Source organism: Stenotrophomonas oahuensis, from assembly GCF_031834595.1.
In the GTDB taxonomy this organism is placed as follows: domain Bacteria; phylum Pseudomonadota; class Gammaproteobacteria; order Xanthomonadales; family Xanthomonadaceae; genus Stenotrophomonas; species Stenotrophomonas oahuensis.
Genome location: NZ_CP115541.1, coordinates 2,079,313 through 2,097,500, shown reverse-complemented (window position 1 = coordinate 2,097,500; position 18,188 = coordinate 2,079,313). Strand labels below are relative to the sequence as shown.

Here is an 18,188-nt window from a genome sequence, read left to right as displayed (position 1 = left end):
CGTCCAGGCCTTCCAGCAACGGCATGGTCAGCACGATCTGCGGCTTCTGCCCGTAGTGCTCCTGCAGGCCACGGCCCATCAGCAGGTTGAACTTCTGGTCGGTGCCGCCGAGTTCCACGTCGGCTTCCAGGGCGACCGAGTCGTAGCCCTGCACCAGCGGGTACAGGAACTCATGCAGGGCGATCGACTGCTGGGCGGCGTAGCGCTTGGCGAAGTCATCGCGCTCGAGCATGCGCGCCACGGTGTGCTGGCCGGCCAGACGGATCATGTCGGCCGCGCCCATCTTGCCGAACCACTCGGAATTGAAGCGGACTTCGGTCTTGTCGCGGTCCAGCACCTTGAACACCTGCTCCTCGTAGGTGCGGGCGTTGGCCAGCACGTCGTCCTTGCTGAGCGGCTTGCGGGTGGCGTTCTTGCCGGACGGGTCGCCGATCATGCCGGTGAAGTCACCGATCAGGAAGATCACCTGATGGCCCAGGTCCTGGAACTGGCGCAGCTTGTTCAGCAGCACGGTGTGGCCCAGGTGCAGGTCCGGCGCGGTGGGGTCGAAGCCGGCCTTCACCCGCAGCGGGCGGCCGCTTTCCAGCCGCTGGCGCAGCTCCTCGATCTTGAGGATCTCATCGGCCCCGCGGCCGATCTGGGCAAGGGCTTGATCAATCGATGACACGTTGCAACTCCCGGCGGTGCCGTATTTATATGAATGACGTTAAGTACAAGTTAACCGCAAGTGCTTCACAAAAGCCAATAGGCACAAGGGTTTGACGCGATATTTATACCTGTCTATGGTAACCGGCGTTTAGGCCCGAGTTGCCGGGTCAGCCAGGAACCGCTCGACGATGCTCAACTCCGATCAAGGCCGCGCCCGCAAGCAGCGCTTCAAGGAACGTCTCCACGTTCTTCACGACACTGCCCTCCATCGGAAGCTCAAGCAGCACCTGCCGGCGGCCTTCAACGAGCGCTGGACCCGCCGTCACTGGATGCACGCCAGCCTGTTCGCCACCATCGGCGCGCTGGTGGCCACTATTGTGCCGGGCTTCTCGCACACCATCGACGGCCCGTACTCAGCCGACCACTCCACCCTGGCCCTGCCGCTGCCACCGCTGTCGGCCGAACGCCAGAACCAGACCCCGGGTGACAGCTGGCAGGTGCTGCGCGTGCAGCGCGGCCAGACCCTGAGCGACCTGTTCGACGAAGCCGGCATTCCGGCCACGGTGATGCACGATGTGCTGGACCACCCCGGCGTGCGCGATTCGCTGGTGAAGCTGCGCCCGGGCACCGAGATTGCCTTCGATGTACCGCTCTCCGGCGACCTGCGTGCGATCCGCTACAACCGCGACGGCGACAACCGCGTGGAGCTGACCCTCAAGGACGGCAAGATCAGCGAGCAGGTCACCAAGCGCGAGAGCTCCACCCGCCGGGTGGTGACCAGCGGCGAGATCACCAGTTCGCTGTACGCGGCGGCGCGCAAGGCCGGGCTGTCGCCTTCGGCCATTGCGACGATGACCGACGAGATCTTCAAGTACGACATCGACTTCTCCAAGGACATCCAGCCGGGCGACCGCTTCAGCGTGGTGCTGGATGAAACCTGGCGCGAAGGCGAGAAGGTGGACACCAGCAAGATCCTGGCGGCCACGTTCACCTCGGACGGCAAGACCTACAGCGGCTTCCGCTTCGACCGCAACGGCAAGTCGGAGTACTTCGACGTCAGCGGCCGACCGCTGAAGAAGAGCTTCATCCGCATGCCGATTCCCTTCGCGCGGCTGAGTTCCACCTTCGGCGCGCGTCGCCACCCGGTGCTGGGCAAGATGCGCATGCACAAGGGCGTGGACTACGCCGCGCGCACCGGCACCCCGATCATGGCCGCCGGCGATGCCCGGGTGCAGTTTGCCGGCGTGCAGCGCGGCTACGGCAACGTGGTGATCCTGGACCACGGCAAGGGACACACCACCCTGTACGGTCACATGTCGCGCTTCGGCAAGATCAAGACCGGCCAGCGTGTGGCCCAGGGCACGGTAATCGGCTACGTCGGCTCGACCGGCCTGGCCACCGGCCCGCACCTGCACTACGAATTCCGCGTCAACGGCGTGCACCGCAATCCGCTGTCTGTGACCATGCCGCCGCCGGAACCGCTGAAGGGGGCTGAACTGGTGGCCTTCCGCGCGCAGACTGCGCCGGCGCTGGCGCGTATCCAGGGCATGGAAAAGCTGATCTATGCGGAGGCCAGCCCGGCTCCGCAGGCGGCATCGGCTGAGAAGGCTACGGCTAGTGCGGCCAAGCCGGCCAAGAACGGGCGCGGTTGAGCCTGGCAGCCACGCAGGGCGTGGCTCTACGGGCTTCGGATTGCGATGATGGGCGGGTTCTCTTTCGGGACCCACCTTTTTCATGACTGCCATTGACCCTGCCCTTCCCCTCTACCTGGGCCTGATGTCGGGCACCAGCGCCGATGGCATCGATGCCGCGCTGGTGCAGTTCCCTGCTGAAGGCGGATGCCGCTTCTTGCACGGGCACACGCACCCGTGGGAACCGGGGTTGCGCGCGGAGCTGATCGCGCTGGGCGAAGGCGGCAGCGTGGACTCGCTGGATACCCTGGGCCGCATCGACGCCCAGATTGGCCTGACCTTTGCCGCCGCCGCCAATGCACTGCTGGAGGCCAGCGGCGTGGAGCGCGTGCAGGTGCGGGCGATCGGCTCGCACGGGCAGACAGTCCGCCACCGGCCGCTGGCCTCCCCAGCCTTCACCCTGCAGCTGGGCGATGCCAACCGGATCGCCGAGGGGACCGGCATCACGACCGTGGCCGACTTCCGCCGCCGCGACGTGGCCGCCGGTGGCCAGGGCGCGCCGCTGATGCCGGCGTTCCATCTGGCCATGCTGGGCCACAGCGACGAGGACCGCGCGATCCTCAACCTGGGCGGCATTGCCAACCTGACCCTGATTCCGCGTGGCGGCACGCCGCGCGGCTTCGACACCGGCCCGGCCAACGCGCTGATGGATGCGTGGTGCCAGCGCTACCGGGGCGTGCCGTTCGATGCGGACGGGGCCTTCGCGGCCAGCGGCCAGGTCGATGAGGCGCTGCTGGCGCAGTGGCTGGCGGAGCCGTGGTTCGCCCTGCCCCCGCCGAAAAGCACCGGGCGCGAGCAGTTCCATCTGACGTGGGCGGAGGCCGCGTTGGCAGGAAGGACGCTGGCGGCTGCCGACGTGCAGGCGACCCTGCTGGAACTGACTGCTGCCACCGTGGCCGGCGCCCTGCTGGCGCATCTGCCGGACACGCGCCGGGTGCTGGTCTGCGGCGGTGGCGTGCGTAATCCGCAGCTGCTGCAGCGGCTCAGCGCGCGGCTGCCGGGCGTGGTGGTGGAGTCCAGCGCGGTGCACGGGCTGGATCCGGACTACATGGAAGCAATGGGCTTTGCCTGGCTGGCACAGCGCACCCTGGACGGGTTGGCGGGCAACCTGCCGAGCGTGACCGGGGCCGAGGGGCCGCGGATTCTGGGCGCGATCCATCCGGCCTAGGTGAACGCAGCAGGTCTGGCGTTCCGCGGGCGTATTGCCCGCGCCCCAAGGCAGGCGCATGATCGACCCTGTTGTGCCGTGGGGGCGGTGCTGTACGCAAGGGGAGAACACATGGCCGATCTGGTGCTGCGCGATCTTGATCCGCTGCTCGACGAACGCATCCGTCGCGTCGCCGTGGCGCGCGGCTGGACGCGCGAGTACACCTGCGTGGTGCTGCTGGAGCAGGGGTTGTTCTCCAGCGAGCTCGAGGTGCGCCATGGGTTCCAGAACCCGGAAGTGGATGCCCTGGCCGATGCGATCGCGGCGCTGCAGGCGCTGCCGGATGCGAAGTCGTTCTAGCAACCCGTAGTGACACGCCATGCGTGTCTCGCGTGAATCCGGCACCGCGAAGACACGCATGGCGTGTCTCTACGCAGAGCATTCCCCAGTATTCAGGCCTTCGCTGTCTGCCGCCGTTGCTGCCAGATCAGGCCCAGGCACAGCAGCACCACCGGAATGGCGATCAGCGCGGTGCCGATGAAGAACAGCGCATAGCCCTCCAGCAGGGTGCGACCCTGCGCCAGGCTCTGCACGGCCCAGCCGGACAAGCCCTTCAAGGCTTTGCCGGGCATGGCATAGAACGAGCTGAGCAGCGCGTACTGGGTGGCGGTGTAGCCGATGCTGGTCAGGCTGGACATGTAGGCGATCAACGCCGTGCCGGCGAACCCGCTGGCGACGTTGTCGATCGCCATGGCCACGGCAAAATGAGTGGTGTCCGGGCCGACATAGGCCAGCCAGGCGAACGCCAGATTGGAACACGGCCCGAGCACCGCACCGACCACCAGGGTGACCAGCACGCCCCAACGCACCGCGATCAGACCGGCCAGGGCGATGCCAACGAAGGTGGCGACCAGCCCGACCGAGCCGCGCACCGCGCCGACCACGTCTTCGTCCAGCCCCAGGTCCACGTAGAAGGGATTGGCCATCGGGCCCATGATGAAGTCGGCCATGCGGTAGGCGCTGATGGCGACCAGGATCAGGATGGCCCCGCTACGATGCTCCTTGATGAAGGCCACGAACGGGCCAACGACCGCGTCGAACAAGCCGCGCGGGGTCCACAGCGCGGCGCTCTGGCCCTGCCCTGCCGCGGTCTGCCGCGCGGGCTCGTCGGCGACCAGCACGGCCGCCACGCCGACCATCATCAGCACGGCCATGAGTTCGTAGGAGATCTGCCAGCCCACGCGCGAGGCGACCAGCAAGATCAGCGCGTCGGTGACCAGCAGGGCACTGCGGTAGCCCAGCGCGGAAGAGGACGTCAGCAGGCCGAGCTGTTCGCTGTCCTTGGCGCTTTCGATACGCCACGCATCGATGACGATGTCCTGGGTGGCCGAGGCGAAGGCGACGATGACCGCCATCACCCCGAACACGACGATGTGCTCCCAGGCGATGCCGAGGAACTGGATGTGGCCGCCCTTGGGCTGCACCAGCGCCATGCCGACCAGGCCGGCGGCAACCACGATCTGCGACAGCAGCATCCAGCCACGGCGACGGCCGAGGCGGGCGAATCCGGGCACGTCGGTGCGGTCGACAATCGGAGCCCACAGGAACTTCAGGGTATAGGCCAGGCCGACCCAGGACAGGAAGCCGATGGTGCTGAGATCGATGCCTTCCTTGCGCATCCAGAACCCAAGCGTGTTGCCGACCAGGTAGATCGGCAGGCCGGAGCTGAAGCCCAGCAGCAGCATGGCCATGACCTTGTGATCGGTCAGGTTGGCCAGCACCCGCTGCCACGGGCGTTGGCGCTTGGCAGCCACCGCTTCACTCATGGGGTGTAGTCCACCGTGAACGGGGCATGGTCGGAGAAGCGCTCGTCGCGGTAAATCGAGCAGCTGCGCAGGCGCTCACGCAGACCGGGGCTGACGAACTGGTAGTCGATGCGCCAACCGACATTGTTGGCCCGGGCTGCGCCGCGGTTGCTCCACCAGGTGTAGTCCTCGCCCTGCGGGTGCAGCAGGCGGTAGGCGTCGGTCCAGCCTTGGCCGGCGGCGATGTCCATGGCCTGGTCGGTGTCCACGCACTGGCCGTTGAGCCAGTCGCGCTCGGGCGGCAGGCAGCCGGAGTTCTTCTGGTTGGACTTCCAGTTCTTGATGTCCAGCGCCGAACGCACGATGTTCCAGTCGCCGCACAGCACGTAGTCGCGGCCGCTGGCCAGCCACTGCGCCAGGATCGGCCGCAGCCATTCCATCACCTCGTACTTGAAGCCCTGGCGCAGGTCGCCGGAGCTGCCGGAGGGAATGTAGAACGAGACCACGCTGAGGCTGCCGTAACGGGCCTCGATGTAGCGGCCTTCGTCGTCGAACGGAGCCCAGCCCAGCGAGGTGATGACCTGGTCGGGCTCCTTTTTGCTGTAGATGGCCACGCCGCTGTAGCCCTTCTTGGTGATGGCGTCGCGGTAGAAGCAGTGGTGACCGTCCGGGCGGAACATGGGGTCGGCCAGCTGGTCTTCCTGGGCCTTGGTTTCCTGGATGCACAGCACGTCGGCATTCTGGGCGCGGAACCAGTCAAGGAACCCCTTGCTGGCGGCGGAGCGGATGCCATTGGCGTTGAAACTGATGATGCGCATGCGATTCCAGGGTTGGTGCGGGAACCGACAAAGCATACCGGGTTGCCCACGCCGGCGGCTGGCCGGATCCGGCCGCTGCTGGGGCCTGCGACGGCCGGCCGCGAGCCTGAATTGGGGCCAATGCATTAGCATCTGCGCTCCAAAGAGAATTGAATAGTCATTAGATGAGCGACCATCGTTACCGTTTCCTGCAGCTGGCGCTGACCGCCGACGCGCTGCGTTTTGGCCAGTTCACCCTGAAGTCGGGCCGGCTGAGCCCCTATTTCTTCAACGCCGGGCGTTTCGACTCCGGTGCCCGCATGGCCCAGCTGGCGGCCTGCTATGCCGACGCCGTGGAAGCCACCGGGCTGAAGTTCGACGTGGTGTTCGGCCCGGCCTACAAGGGCATTCCGCTGGCCACCGCCACCGCCTGTGAATTCGCCCAACGCGGCCGCGACCTGCCGTTGTCGTTCAACCGCAAGGAAGCCAAGGACCACGGCGAAGGCGGCAACCTGATCGGCGCGGACATGAACGGCAAGCGCGTGCTGATCGTGGACGACGTGATCACCGCCGGTACCGCGATCCGCGAGGCCCTGACCATCATCAAGGGCGCGGGCGGCACGCCGGCCGGCATCGTGGTGGCGCTGGACCGTCAGGAGATCGCGTCGGAAACCGACCGCCGCTCGGCAGCCCAGTCGGTGGCCGAAGAAGCCGGCATTCCGGTGGTGGCAGTCGCCACGCTGGCCGACCTGCTTGATTTTGCCTCCGGAAATCCGGAACTTGTCGGGTACCGGCAGCCGCTGGAGGACTACAGGTCCCGTTACGGCAGCCGTCCTACGCGTTGATTGCAGCAGGGGGCTGCTCACCATGTCCAGGTTCACCACGTTATCGTTGACCGTCACCGCGCTGGCCCTGCTGCTGGCCGCACCGGCGCTGCAGGCACAGCAACAGCAGGCACCCAAGTACCAGCGGGTGCAGGCCAAGCCGAAAAAGCTGTACTGCTGGAACAAGGGCAATGAGCGGATCTGCAGCGATGCCCTGCCGCAGGACGCGGTGAACAGCGCGCGTGAGGAATTCGGGGTGAAGAGCGGCCTGCGCCGGGGCAGCGTGGAGCGCACCCTGACCGAAGAGGAGCGTGCCACCGAAGCGGTGGCCGCTGCGCAGCGCCAGCTGGACCAGGCCGCCGAGGAAACCCGCAAGCGTACCGAACAGGCCATGCTGTCCACCTACGAGGACGAGAATGACCTGCGCCGGGTGTTCACCGAGCGCACCAGCATTCTGGACAACAACGTGCAGACCGCCAGCTACAACGTGGCCAGCCTGCGCGATGCACTGGTGACCCTGCTCTCCGGTGCCGGCGACCGCGAGCTGGCCGGGCAGCCGGTGACGGACAAGCAGACCCAGGATATCCGCCTGCGCCATACCGAACTGGTGGCGCAGCAGCGCCTGCAGGCCTCGTTCATCGCCCAGCGCGAGGCGTTGGATACGGAAATCGAGGAAACGTTGCAGCGGTACCGTGTGTTGAAGGGGACCGCGGTAGCGAACGACCCGAGGGGTTGATCGCGATTTTTATGGCTTTTTTACGCTCGCCCGCTGAGGCGGGCGTGGCGTGTTTACGCGGCTGAGGCGGACGATGGCGATCTGACGTGGAGTGGTTCCACCTGGACGTCCCATGAGCCTGATTCTGCCTGTTGTTGCCGCCGCTGCTGCAACGCCGCCTACCCTGCCCGCCTGGCTTGCCCTGATCTGTGGCGTGCTGGTGCTGGTTGCCGCCGCTTACCTGCTGTACGTCGTGCTTGCGCCCGAAAAGTTCTGATCGGAGCCGACCATGACCGAGATTCTTCTGATCATTCTGGCCAGCATCGTGCTGGCCTTTCCGCTTGGGCTGTACCTGGCCCGGGTGATGCGCGGCGGGCCGATGGCCGGCGATGCGCTGTTCGGGCTGGTTGAGAAACCCCTCTACTGGCTGCTGGGCGTGAACCCGGCGCGCGGCATGAGCTGGCGCGGCTATGTGGGCGCGTTCCTGCTCAGCAACGTGGTGATCGCGGTGCTGGTGCAGATCGTGTTCATGACCCAGGCCTGGCTGCCGTTCAACCCGGACCAGATTCCCAACATGCGCTGGGATACCGCGCTGCACACAATGGTGTCGTTCCTGACCAACACCAACCAGCAGCACTACTCCGGCCAGGCGCAGCTGTCGTACTTCGCGCAGATGACCGCGATCACCGGCCTGCAGGTGGTCACCCCGATGATGGGCCTGGCCCTGCTGGTGGCCACGCTGCGTGCGTTGTTCGTCAAGACCGACGCCACGGCGGCAACTGCCCAGGCCGAGCCGGTTGCCAACGGTGACCGCCTGGTCAACGTCGGCAACTACTACGCCGACGTGGTGCGTTCGTGCGTGCGCTTCCTGCTGCCGCTGTGCCTGCTGTGGGCGGTGCTGCTGACCAGCCAGGGCGTTCCGTCCACGCTGGCCGGTGGCCCGACCGCCACGCCGATCGACGCATCGGCCGGCATGGAAGGCCAGAAGCTGCCGCTGGGTCCGGTTGCCGCGATGGTGGCGGCCAAGCAGCTGGGCGCCAATGGTGGCGGCTGGTATGGCCCCAACAGCAGCGTGCCGCTGGAAAACCCGACTCCGCTGGCCAATGCCATCGAGATCGTGAGCATCCTGCTGATTCCGATCGCGGTGGTGTTCATGCTGGGTGCGTTCACCGGGCGCAAGCGCCTGGCCGGCCTGGTGTTCGGCTGCATGCTGGCGATGTCCAGCGTCTCGGTCGCGGCCACGGTGTGGCTGGAGGGCTACTCCTCGACCGCCAGCAGCCCGCTGCTGATGGAAGGCAAGGAAGTGCGCTTCGGTTCCGATGGCACCGCGCTGTGGGCGGCCGTGACCACCCAGGTGACCAATGGTTCGGTCAACGGCATGCATGACTCGCTGAGTCCGCTGGCCGGTGCCGTGCCGATGGTCAACATGCTGGTCGGCGCGATCTGGGGCGGTATTGGCTGCGGCCTGCTGCAGTTCATCGTCTACATGCTGCTGGGCGTGTTCCTGGCCGGCCTGATGACCGGCCGTACTCCGGAGCTGTTCGGCCGCAAGCTGGAAACCCCGCAGGTGCGCCTGCTGGCCCTGCTGATCCTGCTGCAGCCGATCACCCTGCTGGTGCTGACCGGTATCACCTTGGCGGTGCCTTCGCTGACCGGTAATTCCAACCCGGGCTTCCACGCGATCAGCCAGGTCTTCTACGAATACACGTCGGCGTATGCCAACAACGGTTCGGGCTTTGAAGGACTGGGTGACGCCACGCCATGGTGGAACCTGACCTGCACGCTGGTGCTGATTCTGGGCCGCTACCCGCTGCTGATTGTGCCGCTGATCATCTGCGCGCAGCTGGCGGCCAAGCGTCGCGCGCCGGAAACCGCCGGCACGCTGCAGCTGGAAACGCCTACCTTCGGCATCACCCTGATCGCGGTGATCGTCATTCTGACTGTGTTGCAGTTCATGCCGGCACTGGTGCTGGGCCCGGTGGCCGACCACCTGTCGCTGACCCTGCAGTGAGACAAGATTCCATGAGCACTCTTCCCTTGAATGCGTCTTCCCCTCGCCGCCAGCGCCTGCTGGATGGGCCCGGCCTGCGCCGCGCCCTGCGCGATTCGGTGGTCAAGCTGTCTCCGCGTCACCTGATCCACAGCCCGGTCATGGCCGTGGTCATGGCCGGCACCCTGGTGGCGCTGCTGGTCACCCTGACCGGCAACGCACCGCTGGGCTTCGGCCTGACCGTCACCGCGATCCTGCTGCTGACGGTGCTGTTCGGCAACTTCGCCGAAGCAGTGGCCGAGGCCCGTGGCCGCGGCCAGGCCGCGTCGCTGCGCCGTGCCCGTCAGGACCTGACCGCGCGCCGTCTGGCCGCCGCCCATGCCGGTGCCAGCGAAACCCATGTGCCGGCGGCGCAACTGCGCCCGGGCGACCACGTCATTGTCAGCGCCGGTGAACTGGTGCCGGCCGACGGCGAGATCGTGCAGGGCCTGGCCACCATCAACGAAGCAGCGGTGACCGGTGAATCGGCCCCGGTGCTGCGTGAGGCCGGTACCGACCGCAGTGGTGTGATCGGTGGTACCAAGGTGCTGTCCGACCAGATCATCGTGAAGGTAACCGCCGAACCGGGCCACAGCTTCCTCGACCGCATGATCGCGCTGGTGGAAGGCGCAAACCGCCAGAAGACCCCGAACGAAGTCGCGCTGACCCTGCTGCTGGCGGCGATGACCCTGACTTTCCTGGTCGTGGTCGCCACGCTGCCGGCGATCGGTTCGTTCGTCGGCGTCAATGTCGACCCGCTGCTGCTGATCGCGCTGCTGGTGTGCCTGATTCCGACCACCATCGGCGGCCTGCTGCCGGCCATCGGTATTGCCGGCATGAACCGTGCACTGGCGGCCAACATCCTGGCCAAGTCCGGCAAGGCGGTGGAAGTGGCCGGTGACGTCGACGTGCTGCTGCTGGACAAGACCGGCACCATCACCCACGGCGACCGCCAGGCCACCCACTTCCACACGCTGGCGGGCATCGATGCCGCCCAGCTGCGGGAAGCGTCGCTGCTGTCCTCGCTGGCCGACCCGACCCCGGAAGGCAAGTCGATCGTGCGCCTGGCGCGCGAACAGGGCTGCACCACCGCCGAGCCAGATCGTGCCGAGTACCTGGCCTTCACCGCGCAGACCCGCATGTCCGGCGTTGACCTGGACGGTGGCCGTCGCATCCGCAAGGGTGCCTCGGACGCGATTACCGCCTATGTCCGCGAACAGGGCGGCGCGGTACCAGCCGAGCTGGCCGGCCGCGTCGAGCAGGTCGCACGCAACGGTGCCACCCCGCTGGTGGTGTGCGAAGGCCGCCACGTGCTGGGGGTGATCGAACTGTCGGACGTGGTCAAGCACGGCATGCGCGAGAAGTTCGCCCAGCTGCGCGCGATGGGCATCCGCACGGTGATGATCACCGGTGACAACCCGCTGACCGCGGCTGCCATTGCCGCCGAAGCGGGTGTCGACGACTACATCGCCGAAGCCCGTCCGGAAGACAAGCTGGCCCGCATCCGTGCCGAACAGGCCGGCGGCCGACTGGTCGCGATGGTGGGTGACGGTACCAACGACGCCCCGGCGCTGGCCCAGGCCGACATCGGCCTGGCGATGAACTCGGGCACGCAGGCAGCCAAGGAGGCCGGCAACATGGTCGATCTGGATTCGGATCCGACCAAGCTGCTGGCGGTGGTGGAAGTGGGCAAGCAGCAGCTGATCACGCGCGGTGCGCTGACCACCTTCTCGCTGGCCAACGACGTCTCCAAGTACTTCGCGATTCTGCCGGCACTGTTTGCCGCGGCCCTGCCGGCCATGGCCACCTTGAACATCATGGGGCTGTCGAGCCCGCGCAATGCGGTGCTGGCCGCGCTGATCTTCAACGCGCTGGTGATTCCGGCGCTGATTCCGCTGGCGCTGCGTGGCGTGCGCTTCCGTCCGGCCACCGCCACCGCGCTGCTGCGTCGGAACATGCTGGTGTACGGCCTGGGCGGCGTGCTGCTGCCGTTCGCGGCCATCAAATTGATCGACCTCTTCCTTGTCATGGTGTTTGGCGCATGAACCGCTCAACGACTGCTTCGCTTTCCCGCCCCCTGCCTTCGCGCGCCGACACCACGGTCGCGCTGAAGGACGGCACCGCGCTGCGCCCGGCCATCGTGCTGGGTATCGCCAGCCTGCTGGGCTTTGGCCTGCTCTACGCTGTGGCGACCACCAGCGTGGTCGGGGCGATCTTCCCCGACCAGGCCAATGGCAGCCTGCTGGTCCAGGACGGCAAGGTCCGTGGCTCGCGCCTGGTGGCCCAGCCGTTCGTGGCCGACGGCTACTTCCAGTCGCGTCCGTCGGCGGCCAGCTATGACCCGATGGCCGCTGCGGGCAGCAACATGGCGCGGACCAACCCGGACCTGCAGGCCCGCGTGAAGCAGGCCACCGAGGAGGTGGCTGCGCGTGAGGGTATTGCGGTGGCGGATGTTCCCGCTGACCTGGCGACCCAGTCCGGTGGGGGGTTGGACCCGCATATCTCGCCGGCCGCTGCAGCTGTGCAGGTGCCGCGGGTGGCCAAGGCGCGTGGGATGACGGTGGAACAGGTGCAGGCCGTGGTGGATGCGAACACCGAGGGGAAGACGTGGGGGGTGTTCGGGCAGCCTCGGGTGAATGTGTTGATGTTGAACGTGGCGTTGGATTCCACCCCGTGATGTTGTTGTGGCGCGGTTGCGAGCACAATGCTCTCCCATGACTGACTCCCGTACCCGGCAGGCCGATGCCCTGGTGGAAGGCCTGCAGCGCGAGGCGGGCGGCAAGCTGACCGTGTTCCTGGGCGCAGCGCCGGGCGTGGGCAAGACCTACAGCATGCTGGCCCGCGCCCACGAACAGCTGCGCCGTGGCGTGGATGTGGTGGTGGGACTGGTGGAAACACACGGCCGCGCCGAGACCTCGGCGCTGCTGGAGGGCCTGCCACAGCTGCCCCTGCTGGAGCGGACCTACCAGCGCCATACCCTGCATGAAATGGATCTGGATGCCGTGCTTGCACGGCATCCGGCGTTGGTGCTGGTCGATGAACTGGCCCATCGCAACGTTCCCGGCAGCCGCCATGAGCGGCGCTGGCAGGACGTGATGGAACTGCTGGACGCCGGCATCGACGTCTGGACCACGATCAACATCCAACACCTGGAAAGCCTCAACGATGTAGTGATGCGGATCACCGGCGTGCGGGTGAGCGAGACCGTGCCCGATGCGGTACTGGACCGCCTGCATGACATCGTGCTGGTGGATTTGCCGCCGCGCGAACTGATCGAGCGCCTGCAGCAGGGCAAGGTGTACGTACCCGAACAGGCGGCACAGGCCCTGACCCAGTTCTTCTCGCCGGCCAACCTGACCGCGCTGCGCGAGCTGGCCATGCAGGAAGCTGCGGACCGGGTCGACAGCAGCCTGCGCGAAACCCGTGCCGCGCGTGGTGAGGGCAATCTGCCGCTGCGCCGGCGCGTGCTGGTCGCCATCGATGGCGGTGGCCAGAGTGAGTACCTGGTGCGCGTGGGCCGGCGTATTGCCGAGCGCCGCGATGCGCCGTGGACGGTGGTGACCGTGCAGAACCGACGCTGGGACGAAAGTACCCAGCGCGAGATCGATGCGGCCTTCGCGCTGGCGCGCCGGCTGGGCGGCGATGCCGAACTGCTGCACGGCACCAGCATTGCCGACGCGCTGCTGGACCATGCGGGGCACAACAGCGTCTCCACCATCGTGCTGGGCCGCACCCGCGAACGTCCTTTCGCGCGCATGCTCAACCGTACTCTGACCCAGCAACTGGTGCAGCGCGGGGCGCATTACGAGATCACCATCATCGGCACGCCGCAGGCGCGTGCGCATGCACGCCGCCATGGGCTTTCCATGCCGACGTTGAGCACCGGCAAAGACACCCTGCTGGCGGTGACGGCGACCGCCCTGGCCTGCGCGGTGGCAGCCGTCATCGAGCGCTGGGTGGGTCTGTACGACCTGTCGATGGTATTCATCGTGGCGGTGGTGCTGGTGGCGGCGCGCAGCCGCACCAGTGCGGCGGTGATCGCCGCTGCACTGTGCTTCCTGGCCTACAACTTCTTCTTCATCACGCCTCGTTTCACCTTTGCGATCAGCGCGCGCCAGGGCGTGATCACGGTGTTCCTCTTCCTGGCGGCGGCCTTGGTGGCGGGGCGTCTGGCGTCGCGCCTGCGCATGCAGGTGGTGGCGCTGCGCGCCGCGAACCGTCATGCCAATGCGCGCCAGGTGCTGGGCGGCCAGCTGACCCGCGCGGCCAGCATCGACGAAGTGGCGCAGGCCGGCCGCGAAGCGCTGGAGCAGGCACTGGACGCGCCGGCATGGCTGCGCATCGGTGCGGACACCAGCAGCAGTGGCAGTGGCGTGCCGGGCGATACCGACCTGGCCGCCGCCGACTGGGCATACCGCCACGGCCAGCCCAGCGGCCGCTACACCGACACGCTGGCCGGCGCGGAATGGTGGTTCCTGCCGCTGCTGGACGGCGAGGAGCGCCCGATCGGCGTAGCCGGCATCCGCTTCCCACGCAGTGCGCCACGGCTGACGCCGGAGCAGCGGCAACTGGCCGAAGCGATGGTCGATGACATTGCCCAGGCCGCGCTGCGTACGCGCCTGGTCGCCGACCTCGAGAAAGCGCATGTCAGCAACGAGACCGAGCGGCTGCGTTCGGCCCTGCTGTCGTCGGTGTCACATGACCTGCGCTCGCCGCTGTCAGCGATGATCGGCTCGGCCGAGAGTCTATCCAGCTATGCCGAGGCCATGGACGCGACCGACCGCCGCGCCCTGCTCAACACCATCCTGGTCGAAGGCGAGCGCCTGGACCGCTACATCCAGAACCTGCTCGACATGACCCGGCTCGGGCACGAAGGCCTGCAGATCAATCGCGACTGGATCGGCGTGGACGAGCTGATCGGCTCGGCCGCGCGGCGGCTGCAGCGTTACCAGCCGGAGGTAAAGCTGCACCTGGACATTCCCGCCACGCTGGGCCCGATCTGGGTGCATCCGGCACTGGTGGAGCAGGCCGTGTTCAATGTGATGGAGAACGCCGCAAAGTTCTCGCCGCCCGACGCCCCGGTGGAGGTCAGCGCCCGGCTGGTGGAAGGCGAGCTGCGCATTGATGTGCTGGATGCCGGCCCCGGTATTCCCGACGACGAGCGCGCACGGATCTTCGACATGTTCTACACCGTGGAACGCGGCGACCGAGGCCGCCACGGTACGGGGCTGGGCCTGACCATCTGCCAGGGCATGATCGGCGCGCACGGCGGACGCGTGCAGGCTCTGCCCGGGCGCGATGGACGCGGTACCCTGATCCGCATCACGCTGCCTCTGCTCAAGCCCCTGCCAGCCGATGACCACGACGAATCCTGATTCCTCCCAAGGCGTGCCGCCAGCGCGCGTGCTGGTGATTGATGACGAGGCGCAGATCCGGCGCTTCCTCGATATCAGCCTGCGCGCGCAGGGTTACCGGGTGCTGCAAGCCGAGACCGGGCAACAAGGTCTGGAACTGCTGGCCACCGAGGGAGCCGAGCTGGTGATCCTGGACATTGGCCTGCCCGACATGGAAGGCCACCAGGCACTGGCCGAACTGCGCCAATGGAGCCAGGTGCCGGTGATCATGCTGACCGTGCGCGCCGGCGAAACTGAGAAGGTAAAGGCGCTGGACAACGGGGCCAACGACTACGTGACCAAGCCGTTCGGGATACAGGAGCTGATGGCGCGCATCCGTGCGCTGCTGCGCTCGCGCACAGTCAACGCCGACGGAGCCCTACCGCACTTCGACGACGGGCACCTGCATATCGATCTGGTGCGTCGTGAAGTGCATCTGGACGGCACGCCGGTGGCGCTGACCCGCAAGGAGTACGCGTTGCTGTCACTGCTGCTGCGCAATGCCGGGCGGGTGGTGACCCAGCCGCAGATCCTGGCCGAGATCTGGGGGCCTACCCACCAGCACGACACGCATTACCTGCGCATTCTGGTCGGCAAGCTGCGGCACAAGCTGGGCGACTCCGCACTGGAGTCGCGGTATCTGTTTACCGAGCCGGGTGTGGGGTTGCGGTTCAAAGGTTGATCGGTTGATCCGGTATCGACCAACGGTCGATACCTACCGGCCATCCGGACACGGTGGGTGCCGAGCGTTGGTCGGCATCAATGCCCGGTAGGTGCCGACCGTTGGTCGGCACATCCGTCAGAACGGCAATTCCACATCCGGCAGCAGCGGCTGCAGCTGTTCGCGGAACAGGCTCTTGATGCGGTTCAACGCGGCCTCGTCGTTGGCCTCGAAACGCAGCACCAGCACCGGGGTGGTGTTGGACGCGCGCAGCAGGCCCCAGCCATCCGGGAAGTCGGCACGCAGGCCATCGATGGTGGACAGGCGTGCGCCGGCAAACGGCGACTCCTCGCCCTGCGCCGCCGCCACGAACAGCGACACCAGGGCGTGCGGCGTGCCCGATTCCACCGGCACCTTCAGTTCCGGCGTGGACACGCTGTCCGGCAGCTCATCCAGCACTTCCGAGGGGGTTTCCTCGCGCTGCGCCAAAATCTCCAGCAGCCGCGCAGCGGCATACAGGCCGTCGTCGAAACCGAACCAGCGCTCCTTGAAGAAGAAGTGCCCGCTCATCTCGCCAGCCAGTTCGGCGTCGGTTTCGCGCATCTTGGCCTTGATCAGCGAATGCCCGGTCTTCCACATCATCGGGCTGCCGCCGTTGCGCAGCACGTAGTCGGACAGCTTCCCGCTGCACTTGACGTCATAGATGACCAGCGCGCCGGGATTACGCATCAGCACATCGGCCGCGAACAGCATCAGCAGGCGGTCGGCGTAGATGATTTTCCCTTCCTTGGTGACCACGCCAAGGCGGTCACCATCGCCGTCGAAGGCCAGGCCGATGTCGGCATCGAAGCGCTTCACGGTCTGGATCAGGTCTTCCAGATTCTCCGGATCGCTCGGGTCCGGATGGTGATTCGGGAAGGTGCCGTCCACATCGCAGTACAGCGGAATGACCTCGGCACCGATCGCCTCCAGCAGCGGCTGCGCCAGCTCACCGGCGACGCCGTTGCCAGCGTCGGCCACGACCTTCAGCGGACGATCCAGCTGCACGTCGTCAGCAATGCGCTGCACGTAGTCGGCATTGATGTCGCGCTGCTGCAGGCTGCCCGGTTCGGCGGCCACATGCAGGTCGCCATTGCGGATGCGGTGATACAGCTCGGTAATGGCTTCGTTAGCCAGGGTTTCACCACCGACCACGATCTTGAAGCCGTTGTAATCCGGCGGATTGTGGCTGCCGGTGACGGCCACGCAGCTGCCCGCGCGCAGGTGATAGCTGGCGAAGTACACCACCGGGGTCGGTGCCAGGCCGATGTCGATGACGTTGCAGCCGGCGCGGCGCAGGCCCTCGATCAGGCTGTTGGTGAGTTCGGGACCGGACAGGCGACCGTCGCGGCCGACCACGATGTCGCGCAGCCCCTGCACCTGCAGCACCGAACCGATGGCCTGGCCGATCAGCGCAGCCGCCGGCGGGGTCAGTTCGCGCCCGACCACGCCGCGGATGTCATAGGCGCGGAAGATGTCTTCGGCGATCTCGTTGCCAGGACCGCGCGGCACCGGCGGAGCGCCCTCGTCGGCAGCAGCCGGTGCCAGCACCGGTTCGCGCGCGAGGCTTTCGCTGAGCGTGGGACCTTCATCGACGGCATCTGCAGCGGCGCGGCGCACCGGCAGCTTGACCCGGCCCTTGCCCACCTTGAGCAGCACAGCCACGACCAGCAGCAGCACACCCACAATGAGGCAGGGGATGAAGCCCAGCCCCAGCGGGCCGGGTTCGACGTCCGGCACGGCCGCAGCCAGACGCAGACCGCTCTTGCCGATCGGGCGGGCCAGACCTTCCGCGCGGGAGGCCAGCGCGGTGTCGCCCTGTTCAATGACGCTGTGGCTGCCCTGGCGCAGCGCCAGATAGCCGTTACCGGGCACACGCACCTGGTCAAAGGTGCCGATCAGCTTGAGCAGCGGCTGGCGCACGTAGACCACGGCGGGGCCCTGGGAGCCCAGCTGCACCGGTGCGGCCAGACCCAGGCGTTGACCGCCGGCATCGCGCACCACGCGCGCGGCAACGGCTTCGTTGGCCAATGCCGCTTCAAGCAGCGCCAGACGGGCATAACCAAAGGTTTTGGGATCGCTGTAGCCGGCGTCCAGTGCGGCCGGCAGGACCTGCACCTCTTCCGTGCCCGGCCAGCCCTCGCGTATTGCCAGGGCTGCGGCATCGGCATTGCCGTTGGCCAGCGCGGCGGTCACCCGTTCGCTCTTGAGCACCTTTTCCAGCTGGGAAACCTGGCCGCTCCAGGCGGTCAGCAGGCCACCGGCGATCTGGTCACGCGACTGCTCCAGCGCCGCCCCCGCCGAGGCCTGTTGCCACTGGCGGACACCGCCCCACACAAACCATGCCGCCAACAGCACCAGCAACACCACCAGCAGCCACTGCTTCTGCGAACCGCTGAGTTGGCGCTTGCCTTCCGCCTTTGCTTTGCTCATCTACAA

The 18,188-nt window shown here is 67.1% G+C and carries 15 protein-coding genes (1 of these 15 running past the window's edge); 11 read left to right on the top strand and 4 right to left on the bottom strand.

What is annotated here, in order from left to right; genetic code table 11:
- Positions 1 to 667: the 5' portion of a tyrosine--tRNA ligase gene (tyrS, locus tag PDM29_RS09155; RefSeq protein WP_311193520.1), read on the bottom strand. Its footprint begins 548 nt before the window's first position; the window shows 667 of its 1,215 coding nt (coding positions 1-667); the start codon lies at positions 665 to 667; the stop codon falls past the left edge of the window.
- Positions 668 to 836: 169 nt separating this feature from the next.
- On the opposite strand from tyrS, the gene PDM29_RS09150 reads away from it, so the two are divergent.
- The 3 genes from PDM29_RS09150 to PDM29_RS09140 all read left to right on the top strand — a co-directional run bounded on the left by PDM29_RS09150 (position 837) and on the right by PDM29_RS09140 (position 3,846).
- On the top strand, positions 837 to 2,300 hold the full coding sequence (locus PDM29_RS09150) for a M23 family metallopeptidase (protein WP_311193519.1): 1,464 nt from the start codon (positions 837 to 839) through the stop codon (positions 2,298 to 2,300).
- Between the two features lie 82 nt (positions 2,301 to 2,382).
- On the top strand, positions 2,383 to 3,507 hold the full coding sequence (locus PDM29_RS09145) for an anhydro-N-acetylmuramic acid kinase (RefSeq protein ID WP_311193518.1): 1,125 nt from the start codon (positions 2,383 to 2,385) through the stop codon (positions 3,505 to 3,507).
- 111 nt (positions 3,508 to 3,618) lie between these two features.
- A complete protein-coding gene (locus PDM29_RS09140) occupies positions 3,619 to 3,846 on the top strand; it encodes a hypothetical protein (RefSeq protein WP_125361847.1) in 228 nt (75 codons plus the stop codon).
- A 92-nt stretch (positions 3,847 to 3,938) separates the two neighbouring features.
- Here PDM29_RS09140 and PDM29_RS09135 read toward each other — a convergent pair whose 3' ends face one another.
- Complete coding sequence (locus PDM29_RS09135; protein ID WP_311193517.1) at positions 3,939 to 5,312, bottom strand: AmpG family muropeptide MFS transporter; 1,374 nt, start codon at positions 5,310 to 5,312, stop codon at positions 3,939 to 3,941.
- Positions 5,309 to 6,109, bottom strand: coding sequence for an exodeoxyribonuclease III (locus PDM29_RS09130; RefSeq protein WP_311193516.1), 801 nt, complete (start codon positions 6,107 to 6,109; stop codon positions 5,309 to 5,311). The genes PDM29_RS09135 and PDM29_RS09130 overlap by 4 nt, the downstream gene beginning before the upstream one ends.
- Positions 6,110 to 6,273: 164 nt before the next feature.
- On the opposite strand from PDM29_RS09130, the gene pyrE reads away from it, so the two are divergent.
- From pyrE to PDM29_RS09090, 8 genes are all read left to right on the top strand, one after another.
- The gene (pyrE, locus tag PDM29_RS09125) at positions 6,274 to 6,933 is read left to right on the top strand and encodes an orotate phosphoribosyltransferase (RefSeq protein ID WP_311193515.1); all 660 of its coding nucleotides are present in this window, start codon (positions 6,274 to 6,276) and stop codon (positions 6,931 to 6,933) included.
- A gap of 22 nt (positions 6,934 to 6,955) precedes the next feature.
- A complete protein-coding gene (locus tag PDM29_RS09120) occupies positions 6,956 to 7,648 on the top strand; it encodes a hypothetical protein (protein WP_311193514.1) in 693 nt (230 codons plus the stop codon).
- Positions 7,649 to 7,811: 163 nt separating this feature from the next.
- Positions 7,812 to 7,904, top strand: a complete 93-nt coding sequence (locus PDM29_RS09115) for a potassium-transporting ATPase subunit F (protein ID WP_311193754.1) — start codon at positions 7,812 to 7,814, stop codon at positions 7,902 to 7,904.
- Between the two features lie 12 nt (positions 7,905 to 7,916).
- Positions 7,917 to 9,638 carry a potassium-transporting ATPase subunit KdpA gene (gene kdpA / locus PDM29_RS09110; RefSeq protein ID WP_311193513.1) on the top strand — a complete coding sequence of 574 codons (1,722 nt, stop codon included), beginning with the start codon at positions 7,917 to 7,919 and terminating at the stop codon, positions 9,636 to 9,638.
- 11 nt (positions 9,639 to 9,649) lie between these two features.
- The gene (gene kdpB, locus PDM29_RS09105; protein WP_311193512.1) at positions 9,650 to 11,701 is read left to right on the top strand and encodes a potassium-transporting ATPase subunit KdpB; all 2,052 of its coding nucleotides are present in this window, start codon (positions 9,650 to 9,652) and stop codon (positions 11,699 to 11,701) included.
- Entirely contained in the window at positions 11,698 to 12,333 is a 636-nt protein-coding gene (gene kdpC, locus PDM29_RS09100) for a potassium-transporting ATPase subunit KdpC (RefSeq protein WP_311193511.1), read from the top strand. Before kdpB ends, kdpC begins: the two co-directional genes overlap by 4 nt.
- A gap of 37 nt (positions 12,334 to 12,370) precedes the next feature.
- A complete protein-coding gene (locus PDM29_RS09095) occupies positions 12,371 to 15,031 on the top strand; it encodes an ATP-binding protein (protein ID WP_311193510.1) in 2,661 nt (886 codons plus the stop codon).
- Positions 15,012 to 15,731, top strand: a complete 720-nt coding sequence (locus PDM29_RS09090; RefSeq protein ID WP_311193509.1) for a response regulator — start codon at positions 15,012 to 15,014, stop codon at positions 15,729 to 15,731. The genes PDM29_RS09095 and PDM29_RS09090 overlap by 20 nt, the downstream gene beginning before the upstream one ends.
- A 117-nt stretch (positions 15,732 to 15,848) precedes the next feature.
- Here PDM29_RS09090 and PDM29_RS09085 read toward each other — a convergent pair whose 3' ends face one another.
- Positions 15,849 to 18,182, bottom strand: coding sequence for a phosphomannomutase/phosphoglucomutase (locus PDM29_RS09085; RefSeq protein WP_311193508.1), 2,334 nt, complete (start codon positions 18,180 to 18,182; stop codon positions 15,849 to 15,851).
- Positions 18,183 to 18,188: the final 6 nt, after the last annotated feature.

Excerpts from the sequence above, each read along its gene's own strand:
- PDM29_RS09150 (WP_311193519.1), top strand. The coding sequence starts at position 837 with ATGCTCAACTCCGATCAAGGCCGCGCCCGCAAGCAGCGCTTCAAGGAA.
- PDM29_RS09145 (WP_311193518.1), top strand. The coding sequence starts at position 2,383 with ATGACTGCCATTGACCCTGCCCTTCCCCTCTACCTGGGCCTGATGTCG.
- PDM29_RS09140 (WP_125361847.1), top strand. The coding sequence starts at position 3,619 with ATGGCCGATCTGGTGCTGCGCGATCTTGATCCGCTGCTCGACGAACGC.
- PDM29_RS09135 (WP_311193517.1), bottom strand. The coding sequence starts at position 5,312 with ATGAGTGAAGCGGTGGCTGCCAAGCGCCAACGCCCGTGGCAGCGGGTG.
- PDM29_RS09130 (WP_311193516.1), bottom strand. The coding sequence starts at position 6,109 with ATGCGCATCATCAGTTTCAACGCCAATGGCATCCGCTCCGCCGCCAGC.
- pyrE (WP_311193515.1), top strand. The coding sequence starts at position 6,274 with ATGAGCGACCATCGTTACCGTTTCCTGCAGCTGGCGCTGACCGCCGAC.
- PDM29_RS09120 (WP_311193514.1), top strand. The coding sequence starts at position 6,956 with ATGTCCAGGTTCACCACGTTATCGTTGACCGTCACCGCGCTGGCCCTG.
- kdpA (WP_311193513.1), top strand. The coding sequence starts at position 7,917 with ATGACCGAGATTCTTCTGATCATTCTGGCCAGCATCGTGCTGGCCTTT.
- kdpB (WP_311193512.1), top strand. The coding sequence starts at position 9,650 with ATGAGCACTCTTCCCTTGAATGCGTCTTCCCCTCGCCGCCAGCGCCTG.
- kdpC (WP_311193511.1), top strand. The coding sequence starts at position 11,698 with ATGAACCGCTCAACGACTGCTTCGCTTTCCCGCCCCCTGCCTTCGCGC.
- PDM29_RS09095 (WP_311193510.1), top strand. The coding sequence starts at position 12,371 with ATGACTGACTCCCGTACCCGGCAGGCCGATGCCCTGGTGGAAGGCCTG.
- PDM29_RS09090 (WP_311193509.1), top strand. The coding sequence starts at position 15,012 with ATGACCACGACGAATCCTGATTCCTCCCAAGGCGTGCCGCCAGCGCGC.
- PDM29_RS09085 (WP_311193508.1), bottom strand. The coding sequence starts at position 18,182 with ATGAGCAAAGCAAAGGCGGAAGGCAAGCGCCAACTCAGCGGTTCGCAG.